Annotated in this window: 12 protein-coding genes; 3 read left to right on the forward strand and 9 right to left on the reverse strand. The window is 72.2% G+C overall.

Annotation, left to right across the window (positions count from 1 at the left end; translation table 11 throughout):
* Window positions 1-27: 27 nt before the first annotated feature.
* On the reverse strand, window positions 28-1,311 hold the full coding sequence (eno, locus tag ACMCNN_RS25575) for a phosphopyruvate hydratase (RefSeq protein WP_412743055.1): 1,284 nt from the start codon (window positions 1,309-1,311) through the stop codon (window positions 28-30).
* Between the two features lie 168 nt (window positions 1,312-1,479).
* On the opposite strand from eno, the gene ACMCNN_RS25580 reads away from it, so the two are divergent.
* Window positions 1,480-2,103 (forward strand): hypothetical protein, encoded by a 624-nt coding sequence (locus ACMCNN_RS25580; RefSeq protein ID WP_412743056.1) that lies wholly within the window; start codon window positions 1,480-1,482, stop codon window positions 2,101-2,103.
* Between the two features lie 35 nt (window positions 2,104-2,138).
* Here the strand turns inward: ACMCNN_RS25580 and ACMCNN_RS25585 are convergent, their stop codons facing one another.
* Genes ACMCNN_RS25585 through mfd form a run of 4 tightly spaced genes read right to left on the reverse strand, consistent with a single transcriptional unit; the run spans window position 2,139 to window position 9,261 of the window.
* The gene (locus ACMCNN_RS25585; RefSeq protein ID WP_412743057.1) at window positions 2,139-3,755 is read right to left on the reverse strand and encodes a DUF885 domain-containing protein; all 1,617 of its coding nucleotides are present in this window, start codon (window positions 3,753-3,755) and stop codon (window positions 2,139-2,141) included.
* Between the two features lie 9 nt (window positions 3,756-3,764).
* Complete coding sequence (locus ACMCNN_RS25590; protein WP_412743058.1) at window positions 3,765-4,745, reverse strand: nucleoside triphosphate pyrophosphohydrolase; 981 nt, start codon at window positions 4,743-4,745, stop codon at window positions 3,765-3,767.
* Window positions 4,746-4,799: 54 nt separating this feature from the next.
* Window positions 4,800-5,525 (reverse strand): hypothetical protein, encoded by a 726-nt coding sequence (locus tag ACMCNN_RS25595; RefSeq protein WP_412743059.1) that lies wholly within the window; start codon window positions 5,523-5,525, stop codon window positions 4,800-4,802.
* 55 nt (window positions 5,526-5,580) lie between these two features.
* Window positions 5,581-9,261 (reverse strand): transcription-repair coupling factor, encoded by a 3,681-nt coding sequence (mfd, locus tag ACMCNN_RS25600; protein ID WP_412743060.1) that lies wholly within the window; start codon window positions 9,259-9,261, stop codon window positions 5,581-5,583.
* 209 nt (window positions 9,262-9,470) lie between these two features.
* Here mfd and ACMCNN_RS25605 point away from each other — a divergent pair, with 209 nt between their 5' ends.
* Window positions 9,471-11,246 (forward strand): hydrogenase maturation protein, encoded by a 1,776-nt coding sequence (locus ACMCNN_RS25605; RefSeq protein WP_412743061.1) that lies wholly within the window; start codon window positions 9,471-9,473, stop codon window positions 11,244-11,246.
* Between the two features lie 134 nt (window positions 11,247-11,380).
* On the opposite strand, the gene ACMCNN_RS25610 is transcribed toward ACMCNN_RS25605, so the two are convergent.
* The gene (locus ACMCNN_RS25610) at window positions 11,381-13,066 is read right to left on the reverse strand and encodes a lysyl oxidase family protein (RefSeq protein ID WP_412743062.1); all 1,686 of its coding nucleotides are present in this window, start codon (window positions 13,064-13,066) and stop codon (window positions 11,381-11,383) included.
* Between the two features lie 198 nt (window positions 13,067-13,264).
* Between ACMCNN_RS25610 and ppc the strand changes: the two genes are divergently transcribed.
* Entirely contained in the window at window positions 13,265-16,069 is a 2,805-nt protein-coding gene (gene ppc / locus ACMCNN_RS25615) for a phosphoenolpyruvate carboxylase (RefSeq protein WP_412743063.1), read from the forward strand.
* A gap of 39 nt (window positions 16,070-16,108) precedes the next feature.
* On the opposite strand, the gene ACMCNN_RS25620 is transcribed toward ppc, so the two are convergent.
* The 3 genes from ACMCNN_RS25620 to ACMCNN_RS25630 are packed head-to-tail and all read right to left on the reverse strand — an operon-like array spanning window position 16,109 to window position 18,753.
* Window positions 16,109-16,369, reverse strand: coding sequence for a ketopantoate reductase family protein (locus ACMCNN_RS25620; RefSeq protein ID WP_412743064.1), 261 nt, complete (start codon window positions 16,367-16,369; stop codon window positions 16,109-16,111).
* A gap of 25 nt (window positions 16,370-16,394) precedes the next feature.
* The gene (locus ACMCNN_RS25625) at window positions 16,395-17,150 is read right to left on the reverse strand and encodes a hypothetical protein (RefSeq protein ID WP_412743065.1); all 756 of its coding nucleotides are present in this window, start codon (window positions 17,148-17,150) and stop codon (window positions 16,395-16,397) included.
* Between the two features lie 55 nt (window positions 17,151-17,205).
* Window positions 17,206-18,753: an FG-GAP-like repeat-containing protein gene (locus ACMCNN_RS25630; RefSeq protein WP_412743066.1), complete on the reverse strand. Its 1,548-nt coding sequence runs from the start codon at window positions 18,751-18,753 to the stop codon at window positions 17,206-17,208.
* Window positions 18,754-18,764: the final 11 nt, after the last annotated feature.

Consider the following 18,764-nt stretch of genomic DNA (forward strand, 5'->3'; position numbering starts at 1 on the left):
CAGCCGGTGCCACAACTCCAACTCGCGTTACGCCGACCGGTAGCGCGGGAACGCGCCCGCACCCGCGTAGCGCGCGGCGTCGCCCAGCTCCTCCTCGATGCGCAGGAGCTGGTTGTACTTCGCCACCCGGTCCGAACGGGCCGGTGCACCGGTCTTGATCTGGCCGCTGCCCACCGCGACCGCCAGGTCGGCGATGGTGACGTCCTCGGTCTCGCCGGAACGGTGGCTCATCATCGTCGTGAAGCCGGCCCGGTGCGCCCGGTCCACGGCGTCCAGCGTCTCGGTGAGCGAACCGATCTGGTTCACCTTGACCAGCACGGAGTTCGCGGCGCCCTCGGCGATGCCGCGGCCGATCCGGGTCGGGTTGGTGACGAACAGGTCGTCGCCGACGATCTGGAGCTTGTCGCCGAGCTGGGTCGTCATCGCGGTCCAGCCCGCCCAGTCCTCCTCGGACAGCGGGTCCTCGATGGAGACGATCGGGTACGCCTCGGCCAGCTTGGCGTAGTAGTTGATCATCTCTTCGGTGGACTTCGGCGAGCCCTCGAAGACGTACGCACCGTCTTTGTGGAACTCGGTCGCCGCCACGTCCATCGCCATCACGATGTCGGTGCCCAGCGTGAAGCCCGCGGCCTGCACGGCCTCGGCGATCAGGTCCAGCGCGGCCGCGTTGGTCGGCAGGTTCGGCGCGAAGCCGCCCTCGTCGCCCAGCCCGGTCGACAGACCCTTCTTCTTCAGTACGGACTTCAGCGCGTGGTACACCTCCGCGCCCGAGCGCAGCGCCTCGCGGAACGTCGGCGCGCCGATCGGGGCGATCATGAACTCCTGCACGTCGACGTTCGAGTCTGCATGCGCGCCACCGTTGAGGATGTTCATCATCGGCACCGGCAGCACGTGCGCGTTCGGGCCGCCCACGTAGCGGAACAGCGGCAGCTCCGCGGAGAGCGCGGCGGCCTTGGCCACCGCCAGCGAGACGCCCAGGATGGCGTTCGCGCCCAGCTCCGACTTGCTCGGGGTGCCGTCGATGTCGAGCATCTTCTCGTCGATGAGGCGCTGCTCGCTGGCCTCGTACCCGATCAGCTCGTCGGCGATCTTGTCCTCGACGTTGCTGACCGCCTTTTCGACACCCTTGCCCAGGTAACGGCCCTTGTCGCCGTCCCGCAGCTCGATGGCCTCAAATGCGCCGGTGGAGGCGCCGGACGGCACCGCGGCGCGGCCGATGGTGCCGTCGTCCAGACCGACCTCTACCTCGACGGTGGGGTTGCCCCGCGAGTCGAGGATCTCCCGGGCGACGATCGCTTCAATGGTGGCCATGTGTCGTGTCTCTCCTTGCACTCGTACGGATGAGATCTTGACCGCGACCCTGCGGCCGACCACGGCCCTGAGCGTATCGAGCCGGGGTGTGCGCCGTACCGGCGGCCGGGGAACTTCGCCTCCGGGAAGTCTCAGGAACGGCCCGCCGCTGCCGATCAAGAGCGCACCATGACTACCACCACCGTGCTCCCCGAAACCGGCACCCGCGTCGAGCTCTCCGCCTCCGCGGCCGCCGATCCGGTGGGCTGTGTGCGGGTGGTGCGGACCGAGGGCGACCTCCTCACCCTGGCCCTGCCGCAGGCGCTGGCCCCCCGCATCGGCGCCTTCGTGACCGTACGCTGGGCCGCGGGCGCCCGTGGCCGGTTCGTGCTGCCCGCGGTGGTCGTCGCGGCGGAGGAGAACCGGGTCGACCTGCAGCCCGCCGGCGAGCCGACGATCGAGCAGCTGCGCCGCTACGTGCGCGGCGGCGGTGGCGAGCAGGTGCTGATGCGCCGGCCCGGCCAGATGGACACCCTCGGCTGGATCCGGGACATCAGCGAGCACAGCGTGCGGGCGCACTTCTCCGGCGTCCAGCTGGCGCCCGGCGACGAGGCGGACCTGCTCATCGACCTCGACGGCGAGATCATCGAGGTACGGGCGACCGCGGTGAAGGCGGCCGGGCTCCCGCAGCGGGTGCCGCCGGGGCCGATGTCGGTCGAGGTCGTCGCGGTCTTCTCCGCCGCCGAACCGCAGGCCAAGCTGATCCGCCGCTACGTGATGCGCCAGCAGCTCCTCAGCCGCATGCACGCCTGACCCGGCCCTTCTGGTCTCCGACCTCCGACCTCCGGTCAGACGCCGAGCAGGGTGCGCAGGTGGCGGGGCGGTGGGGTGCCGTGCGCCAGCATCGCGTCGTGCCAGGCCTTCGGGGTGGCGCCGAACGGCCGCGCCGCCGCGAGCGCGCTCATCTCCGTGTAGCCGACGAAATAGGTCGACAGCTGGGTGGACGTGAGCAGGGCCCGGCGCCACTTGCCGGCGGCCTCGCCCTCCTCCTGGAAACCGCGCCCGGTCATCAGCGCCATCCCCTCGGCCTCGGACAGCTCCGCGCAGTGCACCAACTGGTCGAGGATCGCGTTGAGCGTCATCCGCAACTGCATCTTCAGCTGCTGCAGGCGGACCGGCAGGCCGCCGAAACCCAGCCCCGCCATCAGCTCCTCCGCATACACCGCCCAGCCCTCGACGAACGGGTCGGAGCCGGCCAGCGCACGCACCCGGGTCGCCGCGCGGAACCGGCGGGCATGGGCGAGCTGCAGGAAGTGGCCGGGCATCGCCTCGTGAACCGTGAGGTTGCGCAGCATGTGGTTGTTGTACTCGCGGTAGAACGACTCGACGCGCGCCGCGGGCCAGCCGGACGGGGCCGGGGCGATGCGATAGAACGTCGGCACGTCGGCGGTCTCCAGCGGGCCGGGCGGGTCACAGTAGGCGACCGCGACGCCGCGGGCGAACTCCGGCATCTCCTCGACCACGCACGCGTCGTCCACGATCGTCATCAGGTCGTGGGCGCGGACGAAGTCGGTGGCCTCGGTCATCGTCCGCTTCGCCAGCTCGACGATCGTGGCGCCGTCGGGGTGGTCGTCGGCCAGCCGGTCCAGCGCCTGCCGCACGGTCCCGTCGGTCGCCGGGCCACCGGTCAGCTCGGCGGCCACCACGCGCAGCTCGGCGGTGACGTCGTCGAGGTTGCGCTCGGCACGGGACAGGATCTCGGCCGCGGGCAGCTCGGTGTCGAGCGCGTGCCACAGCCGGGCCTCCCACAGCGGGCGGCCCAGCCGGGGGTCGCGCCCGGGCTCGCCGCTGTCCAGCCCTGCCCGCAGCCAGCGACCGAACTCGGCCAGCGCGTCCAGGGCGGCCGCCGCCGCGGGCTCGACCGCGGAGCGCAGCCCTGGCTCCTCGGCCAGCAGCCCGGGCATCTCGGCACGGATCAGCGCCGCCGAACCGGCGAACTGGCCGAGCGCGGTCTCGGCGTGCAGCCGGGGCACGTCACGCAACACCGCGCGGGCGGTGGCGAGCGCGTCCGGAACGGCGGCCAGCCGGGCGCCGAGGCTGCCGAGCCGCTCCGCCGCCGGGGCGAACGGGCGGCTGGTCAGGCTGTCGAGCAGCGGGCCGGGATTGTGCCGTAGCGGATTCCACTCGTGCTCGCGCAGGTCGCGCAGCTCGAACAGGGACTGCTCCACCAGCGCGCTGAGAATCGCGTGGTCGGCCTGCTCCTGCGCGCCGAACTCGTCGGGGTCGACACCGGACAGCGCGTCGGCCGCGTCGCGCAGCATGGTCACCTGCCCGGCGACCGCACCGGGCGACAGATCGGGCAGCCGGTCGTCGACGCGGTGATCGCCGGCCCGCGCGGCCAGCACCGGATCACTGCCCAGGAGGGCGTCGACGATGCGTTCGGCGAGCGGCACGAAATCCGACATGCCGCGAACCTACCCGGCTGGTCCGACGTTTCCGGTCTCCGCCGCCCGCACCGCGGAAGCGTACGCGAGGGCGGCGCGGCGCAGCGCGGCCTCCGCGTCCAGGCCCCCGGCGCGCGCGTCCGCCACGATCCGCAACAACGCGGCCCCCAACTCGTCGTCCTGCGGCAGGGGGACGGTCAGGCCGGCGCGCTCGGTGCGCTGCAGCATCTCCGCCGCCAGTGACAGGGCCGGCTGGCTGCGGGCCACACCGTCCAGGACGGAGCCGCGGGCCTTCTCGGCGCGCTTGATCCGTTCCCAGTTCTCGATGATCTCCTCGACGCCCGCGACCTGCTCCTCCGCGAAGACGTGCGGGTTGCGCCGGACCATCTTGTCGACCAGGCCGCCCGCCACGTCGTCGACGTTCCAGCTGTCGCCCTCGGTCCGGTCCTCGGCCAGCCGGGCGTGCAGCACCACCTGAAGAAGGACGTCGCCCAGCTCCTCGCGCAGCGCGTCGAGGTCGCCGTCCGCGATGGCGTCGTACGCCTCGTACGACTCCTCCAGCAGGTACGGCGCGAGGCTGGCGTGGGTCTGCTGCCGCTTCCACGGGTCGCCCCCCGGCGAGACGAGCCGGTCCATCACCGCCACGGCGTCCAGCAGCCGGGCGCCCGGCGGATCCCACGATCCGTAACAGAGTTCCAGCTCGGCCAACGAGGGTTCGCGGGCGAGCCGCAATCCGAGCTGGCGGGCGAAGTCCTGGTCACCGCCCGGCCCGGCCAGCCACACGACCGCGCCGCGCGCGGACGGGTCGGGGCCGCTCAGGGCGGCCAGCAGCGCCTCCGGGTCGGGTGGCAGCACGGTCACCGTGACCCCGGCGGCGCGCAGCGCGTTTGCCTGTTCGCTCTCGGCGGCCGTGAACACCGGGTGGGACCGGACAAGATCCCATGCGGCGGCGCTGAGCAGCCCAGCGGGCAGCCGGGGTGAGGTCACCAGCAGGACGATGCGAGCGGTCACCGGCGGGCGCTCCCCGAGGTGGTCACGGCCGGGCGTGGCAGAGCGCGCCGGGGCTCAGGCAAGGTCGGTGACCGGGACCGGGTCCCCGCCCGCCGTACCGAAGGTCACCTCGATCAGCGGCAGCGCCTCACCCTTGGGGCCCTGGACGCTGTAGAGCGGCAGGGTGGGCACCGGGTAGCGCGGGTTCACCTTGATGTTCAGGGCGTCGATCCGGGCCTGCAACGCGTTGCGCAGCCCGATCGCGGGCGCCAGCGACTGCTTGTCCTGCTCGGTGATGCTCGCCGCGAACTGCTCGAAGGTCGGGTTGCCGGGCAGCGGGCCGCTGGCCTTGAGCCGGTTGTAGATGTCCCGCATGTCGTCGTCGGTCACCGTCGCGGGGGTCGCCTTCTGCTTCAGCAGGGTCACCCACGCCTGGAACTCGGCGGCCTTGCCGACCAGATCGGCGTTCGGCGGGAGGTTGAGCGACTGGGCGATCTCCGCGGCGGACTGCGCCGTCACCGTGAGGCCCTGGTCCTTGCCGATCGCGCGCAGGGCCTCCAGGCGGATCAGCAGGTTGCTGACGTCCTTGCGCTCGAACGGCATGTGCTCCTCGCCGGTCTGCGGATCCGGCTGCAGCTTCGCCTCGGTGTCGTCCCAGACCCACTGCACCTCTTGCTCGGTGACCACCTTGGCCGGGCCGAAGTACGACACCGCGTCGGGCGCCGTCCGGCAGGCGGACAGGGCACTCACGGCAAGGGCGGCGACGGCGACGAGAGAGACGAGTCGGCGAGCACGTGGCATGGTGAGAACTCTCTCATGCGGGGGCCGGAAAGCGCGGCCGACCCCCGCAGATCGGTCACTGGGAAACGGGTGCGGGCACCTCGCCCAGCACATCGGAGAGCAACTGCCCGCACCACTGCAGCAGCGCCTGGTCGCGCAGCGGCTCGCCGCCCACCCGGCGGGTGCTCGGCCGGGGCACGCTGACCTGGTCGGTGGCCTGCTTGTACACCGAATCCGGGTGGTAGCGCTTGAGCCGCAGCTGCTTGGAATCCGGAAGCGACAGCGGCGAGAACCGCACGTGCTTGCCCTGCATCGAGATGTCGGTCAGCCCGTACGCGCGGGCCAGCTGCCGGAAACGGGCCACCGCGATCAGGTTGGCGACCTGGGCGGGGGGCTCGCCGTACCGGTCGGTCATCTCGGCGACGACCTCGTCGAGGCGGGCGCCGTCGCGGGCCTCGGCGAGCTTGCGGTACATCTCCAGGCGCAGGCGTTCCACCGAGATGTACTCGGTGGGCAGGTGCGCGTCGACCGGCAGGTCGATCTTGACTTCGGGCTCCTCCTCGGGCCGCTCGCCCTTGAACGCGCTGACCGCCTCGCCGACCATCCGCACGTACAGGTCGAAGCCGACGCCCTCGATGTGGCCCGACTGCTCGCCGCCGAGCAGGTTGCCCGCGCCGCGGATCTCCAGGTCCTTCATGGCCACGTACATGCCCGCGCCCAGCTCTGTGTGCTGGGCGATGGTGGCCAGCCGCTCGTGGGCCTGCTCGGTGAGCGGCTTCTCCCGCGGGTACAGGAAGTACGCGTACGCGCGCTCCCGGCCGCGGCCGACCCGGCCCCGGATCTGGTGCAGCTGGGCCAGGCCGAGCAGGTCGGCGCGCTCCACGATGAGCGTGTTGGCGTTCGGGATGTCGATGCCGGACTCCACGATGGTCGTGCAGACCAGGACGTCGAACTCCTTCTCCCAGAAGCCGACCATCACCTTCTCCAGCGCGTCCTCGCCGAGCTGCCCGTGCGCCACCGCGACCCGGGCCTCGGGCACCAGCTCGCGCAGCCGGCGGGCCGCCTTCTCGATCGACTCGACCCGGTTGTGCAGGTAGAACACCTGGCCGTCGCGGAGCAGCTCGCGGTGGATGGACGCGGCGACCTGCTTGTCGTCGTACGCCCCGACGAAGGTGAGCACCGGGTGCCGCTCCTCCGGCGGGGTGGCGATCGTGGACATCTCGCGGATGCCGGTGATCGCCATCTCCAGCGTGCGCGGGATCGGGGTGGCGGACATGGTGAGCACGTCCACCGAGGCGCGCAGCGTCTTCAGGTGCTCCTTGTGCTCGACGCCGAAACGCTGCTCCTCGTCCACGATGACCATGCCGAGGTTCTTGAAGCGGGTGGCGTTCTGCAGCAGCCGGTGGGTGCCGATGACGATGTCGGCGGTGCCGTCGCCGGCCTGCTCCAGCGTCTGCTTCGCCTCGGTGGGCGTCTGGAAGCGGGACAGCTGCCGGACCGCTACGGGGAACTGGCTCATCCGCTCCGAGAACGTGTTGTAGTGCTGCTGGGCCAGCAGCGTGGTCGGCACCAGCACGGCGACCTGCTTGCCGTCCTGCACCGCCTTGAACGCGGCGCGCACCGCGATCTCGGTCTTGCCGTACCCGACGTCGCCGCAGATCAGCCTGTCCATCGGGACGGCCTGCTCCATGTCGTGCTTGACCTCGTGGATCGCGGCCAGCTGGTCGGGGGTCTCCGTGTACGGGAACGCGTCCTCCAGCTCCCGCTGCCACGGGGTGTCCGCGGCGAACGCGTGCCCCTTGGACGCCTGCCGGGCCGCGTACAGCTGGATCAGCTGGGCGGCGATCTCCTTGACCGCCTTGCGGGCGCGGGCCTTGGCCTTCTGCCAGTCCGAGCCGCCCATCTTGTGCAGGGTGGGCGACTCGCCGCCGACATAGCGGGACAGCTGGTCGAGCTGGTCGGTGGGGACGAACAGCCGGTCGCCGGGCTGGCCACGCTTGCTGGGGGCGTACTCGATCACCAGGTATTCGCGGTCGGCGCCGTTGACCGTGCGCTGCACCAGTTCGATGTAGCGGCCGATGCCGTGCTGCTCGTGCACGACGTGGTCGCCCATCTTGAGTTCGAGCGGGTCGATGGTGTTGCGGCGGCGGCTGGGCATCTTGCGCATGTCCTTGGTGGACGCGCCGCGGCCGCCGGTGATGTCGTTGCCCGTGATGACCGCGAGCTGCGAGCCGGGGTCGACGAAGCCGTGGTTGAGCGGGCCGCAGGTGACCAGCAGCTGACCCGGCTCGACCGGTGCGGTGACCGCGTCGACCGGGGTGACCCCGAGCCCGGCGTCGCGCAGCAGCTCGGTGGCCCGCTGGGCGGTGCCGTGGCCCTCGAAGACCAGCGCGACCGCCCACCCCTGCCCGGTCCACTGGCCCAGGTCGGCGGCCAGCCGCGCGGTGTCGCCGTGGTACAGCGGCACCGGCTGGGCGGCCAGGCTGATCGCGTCCCCGGTGTCGGGGCTCACCTCGACCGGGGCGGACTCCAGCCACGGCGTGTCCGACTCCGGTGCCTCCTCCGACTCGGCCAGGCCGAACGGCGAGACCGTCCACCAGGGCTGGCGCAGCGTGGCGGCGTGCGCGCGCACGTCGGCCAGGGTGCGGAAGGCGACCGCGCCGACGTCGATCGGGGCCTGGCCGCCGACCGCGGCGGCGGCCCAGCTGGCCTCCAGGAACTCGGCGGACGTACGGACCAGGTCGTGCGCGCGGGTGCGGATCCGCTCCGGGTCGCACAGCAGTACCTGGGTGCCCGAGGGCATGCAGTCCAGCAGCAGCTCCATGCTGTCCGTGCCTGCGGAATTTCCGGCGCGCGGCTCGCCGCCTTCGGCCGCGGACTCGCCAAGCGCCCCGGAAACTCCGGACAGCAGCGCGGGGGCCAGCGACTCCATGCCCTCGACCGGGATGCCCTCGGCCAGCTTGTCGAGGATCTCGGCCAGCTCGGGATGCTGGGCGCTCAGCGCGGCGGCGCGCTCGCGCACCTGCGGGGTGAGCAGCAGCTCCCGGCACGGCGGCGCGAACAGCGTCTCGACCGGGTCGATGGTGCGCTGATCGGCCACCGCGAACGTACGGATCTCCTCGACCTCGTCGCCCCAGAACTCGACCCGCGACGGGTGCTCGTCGGTCGGCGGGAAGACGTCGAGGATGCCGCCGCGCACCGCGAACTCGCCGCGCTTGGTGACCAGGTCGACCCGCGCGTACGCCATGTCGGACAGCCGCCGGGCGACGTCCTCCAGCTCGGCCTCCCCGCCCGTGGCGAGTGCCACCGGGGCCAGCTCGCCCAGGCCCTTGAGCTGCGGCTGGAGCAGGCTGCGCACCGGCGCCACCACCACCGACACCGCACCGGTGTCCGGGTGGGCGAGGCGGCGAAGCACCGCGAGGCGGCGCCCGACCGTGTCGGAACGTGGCGACAGCCGCTCGTGCGGCAGCGTCTCCCAAGACGGGAAGACCGCTACCCGCTCGGGGTCGAGCAGGCCGCGCAGGGCGTCGGCCAGGTCGTCGGCCTCACGGCTGGTCGCGGTGACGGCCAGGACGGGACGCTCGGCGCCCCCGGCGTCGGCGGGCGCCGCCACGGCCGCCACGACGAACGGGCGCAGCGCGGCCGGGGCGGTCAGGTCGAGCGCGTCCGCGTCCACGCCGCCCTTGCGGGCCAGGTCGCGGGCGCGCGCAAGGCCACGGTCGCGCAGGGCGGCCGGGATCAGGCCGGCGAGTTGCATGAACGCTCCTTGGGTCCGCTGCGTTATCCGGGCGAAGGCACGCCGGATGCCCCCGGTCGTCCGGAAGGACGGGGGTTCGCGACCCTCAGGATAGTCCGGGCCACCGACACGGCCGGGCCCCGACCGCGTCGCACACCCGGTCCGACAAAGGCCTTCTGACACCACCAAGACTCGCGAACCGGTCTTGGGACCACGTCTGGGGAGGCGAAGTGCGGGTTCTGCTGCTCGTGTCGGCGTTCAACGGGCTGAGTCAGCGCGCGTGGTGCGCGCTGACCGAGGCCGGTCACGACGTGGGGGTACTGCTGGCGACGGGGCCCGAGGAGATCGTCGACGGGGTCCGGGCCGCGCAGCCCGAGCTGGTGCTGTGCCCGTACCTGAAGCATCGGGTGCCCGCCGAGGTCTGGCGCAAGTGGCGGACGGTGATCATCCACCCGGGCCCGGTCGGCGACCGGGGCCCGTCGTCGCTGGACTGGGCGATCACCGAGGGCGCCAGCACGTGGGGGGTCACCGCGCTGCAGGCGGTCGAGGAGATGGACGCCGGGCCGGTCTGGGCCCACCGGACGTTCGCGGTGCCGGCGACGCCGCCGCGCAAGTCCGCGCTCTACTCCGGCCCGGTCGCCGACGCCGCCCTGGAGTGCATCGCCGAGGTGATGGCCAAGGCCGCCGACCCGGACTTCACCCCCACGCCCCCGCAGGAGCTGGCCGAGCCGCGGCCACGGCCGGTGATGACCCAGGCCGACCGGGCGTTCGACTGGACAGAGCCCACCGAGCACATCGTGCGGCGCATCCGCGCCGCCGACGGCTTTCCCGGTGTACGCACGCAGGTCGCGGGGCTGGCCGTGTTCGCATACGACGCGCATCCGGGGCTCGCGCTGGGCACCGAGCCGGGGGCGGTGCTGGCCCGGCGCCAGGGGGCGGTGCTGGTCGGCACCGGCGACGGGGCGGTGTGGCTCGGACACCTGCGGGCCGCCGAACCCGGAGCCGGACCCGCGTTCAAGCTGCCCGCCACCGCCCTGCTCGGGCGCCGGATCAGCGGGGTGCCGCACGCGCCCGTGGGGCCCGGCGGCGACGCGGAACAGCCGTCGTACCGGCAGATCCGGTACCGGCGTACCGGCGCGGTGGGCTGGCTGGTGTTCGACTTCTACAACGGCGCGATGTCCACCGCGCACTGCCGCCGCCTGAGCGCCGCCCTGCGGCACGCCGCCGACCAGGACACGCGGGTGCTGGTGCTGCGCGGGGGCACCGACGCGTTCAGCAACGGCATCCACCTCAACGTCACCGAGGCCGCCACCGACCCGGCCGGGGCCGCCTGGGCCAACATCAAGGCCATCAACACGGTGTGCCGGGAGATCATCGGCTGCACCCGGCAGACCGTGGTGGCCGCGTACGCGGGCAGCGCGGGAGCGGGCGGAGCCATGCTCGGCCTCGGCGCCGACGTGGTCGCCGCCCGCGCCGGGATCGTGCTCAACCCGTACTACGACATCGGGCTGTACGGCTCCGAGCTGCACACCTTCACGCTGCCCCGGCGCGTCGGCGCCGAAACCGCCCGGCAGCTGCTGGACCGGCGGCTGCCGGTCAGCGCGGAACGGGCCGCCACGCTGGGGCTGGTCGACGAGGTCGGGCCGCGGCACCCGCACGCGTACACGGAGTGGCTGGCGGAGCTGGCGCAGCGCCTCGCCGACCCGCGCGCGGCGCGGGCCCGGCGCACGGCGAAGGCGGGGGCTCTGGCCGCCGAGCCGGTGCCGCTGGACGCGTACGAGGCACAGGAGCTGGCCGAGATGAGCCGGGACATGTTCGCCGACCGGTCCGGGTTCGCCGCGGCCCGGCGGGCCTTCGTCACCAAGGCGGCCCCGGACGGGACGCCGCAGCGGCTGGTGGCGCGGCCCACGGAACCGGTGCGGGGAGCGCGGCTGTCCCGGCAGCGCACCGCCGCGGAGGACGAGAGCGGCGCGCGGGTCCGCCCCGCCGTACCCATGTCGGCCTGACCGCTTTCGTCGGCCTGACCGCTTTCGTCGGCCTGACCGCTTTCGTCGGCCTGACCGCTTTCGTCGGCCTGGCCGCAAAGGCCCGGGCGGGCCCGAGGTCGTCGCCTCGGACCCGCCCGGGGTCACCCCTTGGGTCAGCCGTCGATGCCGTTGACCGGCGGGACCGTCAGCGTGCGCTCCTTGGCGGTGCCGCCCAGGATCACCTTCCGCAGCGAGGTGTTATTGGTGGTGCTGGACTCGGCGAGCTTGTTCGCCGGGTTCGCCTTCACCTCGATGTAGTACGTGCCGTTCGGCAGGTCGGTCACCTCGAACGACTGGCCCGGCCGGGCCTGGCTGTACGTGTCGCCGTTGCCGGAGTCGAGCACCTCACGCACCGCCACCGCGGTGTTGCCGCCGCAGGCCGTGGAGAGGTCGGTGTTCTCCGGGCGCCACTTCGCACCGGGCACGGTGTAGTCGACCGCGTCCGTGTTGGCCAGGCAGAACGCCTCCTTGCCGCTCTTCACGGCCAGCTTCTTGTCCGCCTTGAGCAGGTTGTACTGGGCGAAGTCGGTGAAGTGCCAGTGCTTGTGGCCCTCCCGGTTGTCCCACTCCATCGTCCCGGCCTTGGCCGAGCCGACCTGCTTGCCGTTGGCGTCGAAGAAGTACTGGTACGCGTCCATCAGCTCGGTGCCGGTCCGGCGGAAACCGTCGACCAGCAGGGTCGAGGGGCCGGCGTTCCACACCGTCGCGCCGAAGTTGATGTACCACTTGCCGTCCTTGACGCCGTCCGTGCCCTCCTCCAGGGAGATGCCCCAGGCGGGCAGCGACCGCAGGTCCGGCCGCGGGCCCTTCGGCGCCTGGGCGGTGCTGCGCAGCGCCGACTGCGGTGCCTTCGCCGGGGGCCGGAACGCGGGCAGGTAGCCGGCGATCTGCTTGCTCTCGACGCCCTCGCCGCCGTGCACGCTGTGCTCGTCGCCGGGAGCGGCCGATTCCGCCCGGAGCGCCCGGGCCCGAGCGGCCCGCGCGTCCTTGGCCGGTGCGCTCGGGCTCGCAGGTGCGCTGGGGCTCGGCGCCCCGGTGGGGCTCGGCACGGGGCCGTCGCCGTCGCCGTCCTTGATCTCGACGACCTTCATGTTGAGCTGCACCGAGGTGCTCTTGGCCGGGATCTTGAAGAAGTCCCGGTACGCCTTGTTCAGCTCCACGGTGACCTTGTAATCACCGGCGGGCAGGTCGAGCGGCGACTTTTCGGCGTCCCCGCGGTACCCGTCGTTGGCCACGGGAGCGTTCCAGCCGGCCTGGATGCCCCACACCGCGCCGAGGGTGAACGGGTTGGACCCGTTGCAGTCGCGCGGGTACGGGCTCTCCGCCGGCGCGTCCGGCCGGGTCCGGTGCGTCTCGTATCCGTTCGGGCAGAAGTCCTGCTGGTACTGCTTGATCTGCTTACCGGAGGAGTCCTTCACCGTGATCGTGGTGAAGTTCTTCAGGCCCATGAAGTTCGTGACCATGCCCTTGGGCAGGTTCACCTTCGTCGTCTTGCCCTTCTCCGTGACGAACTGCTGGGCCACGATCGGGTCCGCGTACGACTTGCGGGAGGCCCGGATCTCGAACGGGTTCTTTCCGGCGATCAGGTTCACCCCCAGATCGACGCTGAACCACGATTCGTCGCCCCAGATGTGACGCTCCGCGGTCACGTTGAGGGTGGCCGACATGAACGCCAGCGCCGGCGGGTCGGTGGCGGCAGTCGCCACTCCCACGCCGGCCGCGGCGGCGGCCACCGCGGTGGTCACCGCGCCCGCCACCAGGAGCCGCGTGCGCGCACGACGGCTGAGCCTGCTGCTCATCGAAATGTCCTCCACGAATAGGCCGACGACAGACACGTCGGTCGATGTGTGAGGACATGCAACCCGCTGCGTGGTGAACTCAGCGTTAGGACGTATGAGACTCACCTCAAAATACGCAGCCAGGTCGCGACGCCGATACGATCGGCGGGAAGTCGGGACAGCGCCGTCCACCGCACATCACGCATAAGGAGCGTCCCGGTGAGCGACCTGAACGGCCACCTCGACCCCGACTCGCCAGACTCCCCCGACGCCGCTCTGCGCGCGGACATCCGCCGCATCGGCACGCTGCTCGGTCAGACGCTGGCCCGGCAGGAGGGCCCGCCACTGCTCGACCTGGTCGAGGAGGTCCGCGCCCTGGTGCGCGCGGACGCCCCGGCCGCCGCCGCCCGGCTGGCCGCCCTCGACGTCACCACCGGCACGAAGCTGGCCCGCGCCTTCTCCACCTACTTCCACCTGGCGAACATCACCGAGCAGGTGCACCGCGCCCGCGACCTGCGGCGCCGCCGGGCCCGCAACGGCGGCTGGCTGGACCAGGCGGCCAAGCTGATCGCCGAGAAGGGGGTACCCGCCGACGAGATCGCGGCCGCCGCCCGCCGCCTCGCGGTACGCCCCGTCTTCACCGCCCACCCCACCGAGGCGGCCCGCCGCTCGATCCTGTCGAAGCTGCGCCAGGTCGCCGACGCGCTGGACGCCGAGGCCGCCGCCGCGGTGCTGTACGACGCCACCGACACCACGAACTCCACCCGCCGCTTCGCCGAACTCATCGACCTGCTGTGGCAGACCGACGAGCTGCGCCTGGACCGGCCGGACCCGACCGACGAGGCCCGCAACGCGGTCTACTACCTCAAGGACCTGTACGCCGAGGCCGCCCCGCAGGTCCTCGACGACCTCGCGGACACGCTGCGCCAGCTCGGCGTGGAGACCGCCCCGACGTCGCGCCCGCTCACGTTCGGCTCCTGGATCGGCGGGGACCGCGACGGCAACCCGTTCGTCACGCCGACGGTCACCCGCGACGTGCTGATGATCCAGCACGAGCACGGCATCCAGGCCACCGAGGCCGCGATGGATGCGCTGATCGACCAGCTGTCGGTGTCGCGGCGGCTGCGCGGGGTCTCGCTCGACCTGTCCGCCAGCCTCGCCAAGGACCTGGACAGCCTGCCCGAGGTGGCGCCCCGGTTCCGGCGCACGAACGCCGAGGAGCCGTACCGGCTCAAGGTGCGCTGCATCCGGGCGAAGCTGGGCAACACCCGCAAGCGGCTGCAGCAGGGCACCGCGCACGTGCCGGGCCGCGACTATCTGGGCAGCCACGAGCTGATCGCCGACCTGGAGCTGATCCGGGCGTCGCTGGCCCGCAACTCCGGCCAGCTCACCGCGGTCGGCACTGTCGCCTCCGCGATCCGTACGGTGTCCGCGTTCGGCCTGCAGCTGGCCACCCTGGACGTGCGCGAGCACGCGGAGAAGCACCACGAGGTGCTGGCCCAGATGTACGCCCGGGTCGGCGAGGTCGACGAGTACCCCACGCTGGACCGGGGCGCGCGTACCAAGCTGCTGGCCGACGAGCTGACCGGGCGGCGGCCGCTGGCCAGCGCCGACACCCCGCTGAACGACTCGGCCCGCAAGACCTTCGACGTGTTCCACACGATCCGCGAGGCGCAGGACCGGTTCGGTCCGGAGGTCGTCGAGTCGTACATCATCTCGATGACCCTCGGGGTGGATGACGTGCTCGCGGCGGCGGTGCTGGCCCGCGAGGCCGGGCTGATCGACCTGCACAGCGGGAAGGCACGGGTCGGGATCGTGCCGCTGCTGGAGACCCCGGCCGAGCTGGACGCCGGTGGTGACCTGCTCGACCAGATGCTGTCGCTGCCCGCGTACCGGGAGATCGTGCGGGCCCGCGGTGACCTGCAGGAGGTCATGCTCGGCTACTCCGACTCCAACAAGGAGGCGGGGATCACCACCAGTCAGTGGTCGATCCACAAGGCCCAGCGGGCGCTGCGGGACGTGGCCGCCCGGCATGGGGTGCGGCTGCGGCTGTTCCACGGCCGGGGCGGCACGGTCGGGCGCGGCGGCGGCCCCACCCACGAGGCGATCCTGGCCCAGCCGTACGGGACGCTGGACGGTGCGATCAAGGTGACCGAGCAGGGCGAGGTCATCTCCGACAAGTACACGCTGCCCGCCCTGGCCCGGGAGAACCTGGAACTCACCGTCGCCGCCGTCCTGCAGGCGACCCTGCTGCACACCACCTCGTCGGTGGACGCGGCGCGGCTGACGCGCTTCGACGAGACGATGGACACCGCCTCGGCGGCGGCGTTCCGGGCGTACCGGTCGCTGGTCGAGGACCCGGACCTGGCCGCGTACTTCTGGGCGGCGACGCCGACCGAGCTGCTCGGGGCGCTGAACATCGGCTCGCGCCCGGCGAAGCGTCCGAACGCCGACGCGGGCCTGGGCGGGCTGCGCGCGATCCCGTGGGTGTTCGGCTGGACGCAGACCCGCCAGATCGTGCCGGGCTGGTTCGGGGTCGGCAGCGGACTGGCCGCGGTGCGCGAGGCGGGCCACGGCGACGTGCTCAAGGAGATGTACGGCGGCTGGCAGTTCTTCCGGACGTTCGTCTCCAACGTGGAGATGATGCTGGCCAAGACCGACCTGTCGATCGCCCGCCGCTACGTGGAGACCCTCGTTCCGGAGCAGCTCCACCCGATCTTCACGAAGATCGAGGAGGAGTACGCCCGTACCGTCGAGCAGATCCTGGCGATCACCGACGGCGACGGCCTGCTGTCCGGCAACCCGCAGCTCGCCCGCACCCTGGGTGTCCGCGACACCTACCTGGAGCCGCTGCACCACCTGCAGGTGGCGTTGCTGCGCCAGTACCGCGACCTCAACGACGCCCAGCGCCAGGTGCCGACGGCGCCGGGCGGGCGGCGCGGCCCGAGCGATTCGACCGCCCTGGAACGCGCCCTGCTGACCACGGTCAACGGCATCGCCGCCGGGATGCGCAACACGGGCTGACCCCGTGCTGGTCCACCGGAGATCTCCGGTGGACCAGCCTCACGCCCGGCGTTCCTCGCGCAGGCTCAGGATCTCGTGGATGACGCCGTGGACCGGCATCGGGATGCGGGCAATCGCGGCCAGGCGCACCACGGCTCCGGTCCAGGCGTCCAGTTCGGAGCGTCGGCCCGCCCGGATGTCGCGGTGCAGCGACGACGTGCCCTCGGCCGGTTGCCGGTCGAGGAACGCCATCGTCGCCGGCACGATGTCGGCGGGCAGCGCGACATCGTGGGCGCGGGCCAGCTGCTCGATCTCGGCCATGCCGCTCTCCAGCAGCCGGCGGCCGTTAGGGCTCGTCGGTCACCCCGAGCAGCGTCCGGAACTCCGCCCACTGCGCGAACGGGAAACTGCCGTGGTCGGCGTTGCGGTTGGAGTAGCAGGGGTACTCGCCGCCGAAGACCCAGCCGCGCTCGGGATCACGCCGCCACGCGTAGTCGTCCTCCGGCGCGGCCAGCACCAACCGCGCCGCGATGCGTTCGGCCTCCGCGCCCTCGAACAGGCCCAGGCGGGTGAACATGGCCGCCACCATGGCCCGCCCGGCGGCCAGTCGCTCCCCGTCGCCCACGCCGTGACCGACGAACCGGGCCAGCAGCAGCATCGCCAGCTCCGGCGGGATCTGCTGCCGGTCGGGCCGGGCAGACATCTGCCGGACCACCGCGGCCACTTCCTCCCAGCGCAGGCACCACGGGGACCAGCGCGCCTGGTCCCAGTGGCCGATCTCCCAGAACAGATGGGTCTCGTAGTCCTCGCCGAGCGCCGCGTACTCGGCCTCGTCACACTTGTCGATCTCTTTGTTGTTCAACGACTCCAGGCGCAGCTCGGACAGGGTCACGTCGAAGTAGAGCCGCAGGCGCAGCACCCAGGGACTGAGGGCGGGCATGGCCAGACGTACGTCGTCGCCGATCCGCTCGGCGATCTTCTCGCTCTGCTTCTCGAAGTCGAAGCCGTTCTCGTCGTCGAACGTGTAGCAACGCCAGAATTCGGGCGTCAGCATCGCCTTGATCAGCTTCTTGCGCGCCATCGCCCCGGCCCCTTCCGCCACGGCCCCCGAGGCTAGTACGGCCCGACCAGCCGGCCGGGCCGTACGCCGGGTGGAGCTACGACGCGATGACCGTGCCCGAGCCCCAGCCTCCGCGGCCGTCGCCGCCGTGGTTGACGAAGACCCGGACCGCGCCGCTGGCGTCGTGGACGAGGTAGTCGGCCTTGCCGTCGCCGTCGAAGTCAGCGAACCGGACCCTGGTGCGGTCGCTGGTCACGCCGGTCGCCACCACGTCCAGGCGCTGCCACCCGCCACGGTTGTCCCCGCCCCGGTTGAGGAAGACCCGGACCGCTCCCTTGTCGTCGAAGACGAGGTAGTCGGCCTTGCCGTCGCCGTCGAAGTCAGCGAACCGGACCTTCGTACGGTCGCTCGTCACACCGGTCGCCACCACGTCCAGGCGCTGCCACCCGCCACGGTTGTCCCCGCCCCGGTTGAGGAACACCTGGACCGCTCCCTTGTCGTCGAAGACGAGGTAGTCGGCCTTGCCGTCGCCGTCGAAGTCAGCGAACCGGACCTTCGCACGATCGCTCGTCACACCGGTCGCCACCACGTCCAGGCGCTGCCACCCGCCACGGTCGTCCCCACCCCGGTTGAGGAACACCCGGACCGCTCCCTTGTCGTCGATGACGAGGTAGTCCGCCTTCCGGTCGCCGTCGAAGTCAGCGAACCGCACCTTCGCACGATCGCCGGTCACACCGGTCGCCACCCGGTCCAGGTCCTGCCAACCGCCGTGGCCGTCGCCACCGCGGTTGAGGAACACCCGGACCGCGCCACCGTCGGCGATGGTGAGGTAGTCGGCCTTGCCGTCGCCGTCGAAGTCCGCCCACCGGCCGCTCGACGCCTCCGGGTCACTGCCCTCGCTCGGCGGCAACTGCGCCGTGTTCTGCAGAATCCACTCGGCGAGGTCATCGACCCGCGCAGCCGCCGCAGTGGTGGACGCCTCGCCGTCCACGCCGAGGCAGCCGTGCTGTGCACTGCTCGTCGCGACGGCGACGAGGCTCGTCCCGCGCAGCACCGGAGCACCGGCGTCGCCCTTGCAGACCGTGGCTCCGGGCCGGTTGACCAGTTGCGCCGATGTCGCGGAGCTGGAGTCGACGGTGAAGTCGCCGGCGTGCTGGTGGCTGGGCACCCACTCCGTGCGGGTACGCCCGTACCCGGCGACCCGCAGCACCTCGCCCGCCACGGGCGCGCCCGAGCCGACGGCCACCGGGGTCACATCGGTGATCGAGGCGGCCAGCTTGACGAGGGCGATGTCACGGTCGGGGTGGGGCTCGACCCGCGTCACGGTGGTCGCGTGGCCCGCACCGGTCGACAGGTCAGGGCGTCCCACGACGACGGTCGTGGGCAGCAGCGGGGCGCCGGAGGTGGCCGGGGATCCGGGGCGGCTGAAACAGGTCGCCGACGTGATGACCCACTGGGGACGTACCAGGGCGCCGCTGCAACCCCGCGCGTCGGTGCTGCCGGGTGCGCCGACCTCGATCTTCGCGGCGAAGGCGAAGTCGCTGTCGACTGCCGTGTCGGCGGCGTTTGCCGGTGCGCTCGCCCCGGTGGCGGTCACTGCCAGCGCGCCCACCGCGGCGGCGCGTACGAACCATCGTCTCGTCATTGATCTGCTTT

Origin of the sequence: Krasilnikovia sp. MM14-A1004 (genome assembly GCF_047159485.1) — a bacterium.
In the GTDB taxonomy this organism is placed as follows: domain Bacteria; phylum Actinomycetota; class Actinomycetes; order Mycobacteriales; family Micromonosporaceae; genus Actinoplanes.